Source organism: Klebsiella sp. 141153 (genome assembly GCF_032601995.1).
Classification (GTDB): Bacteria; Pseudomonadota; Gammaproteobacteria; order Enterobacterales; family Enterobacteriaceae; genus Klebsiella; species Klebsiella aerogenes.
In genome coordinates this window covers 1-206 of record NZ_JAQIRJ010000061.1, presented here as the reverse complement: position 1 = coordinate 206, position 206 = coordinate 1, and the positions used below count along the sequence as shown (strand labels likewise).

1 protein-coding gene is annotated in these 206 nt (G+C 63.1%); it reads left to right on the top strand.

What is annotated here, in order from left to right; translation table 11 throughout:
- Positions 1-45: 45 nt before the first annotated feature.
- On the top strand, positions 46-206 hold a 161-nt coding region (locus tag PGS10_RS25070; RefSeq protein ID WP_173670150.1), incomplete at its 3' end, for a sodium ion-translocating decarboxylase subunit beta.

Here is a 206-nt window from a genome sequence, read left to right as displayed (position 1 = left end):
GTCGGCGACACCCTGCTGCAGCTGGCGTAAGGACGAGGAGCGCAAATGGAAAGTCTGAACGCCCTGATTCAGGGCATGGGGCTGATGCACCTGGGAGCCGGCCAGGCGGTGATGCTGCTGGTCAGCCTGCTGCTGCTGTGGCTGGCGATTGCGAAAAAGTTCGAGCCGTTACTGCTGCTGCCGATTGGCTTCGGCGGCCTGCTCTC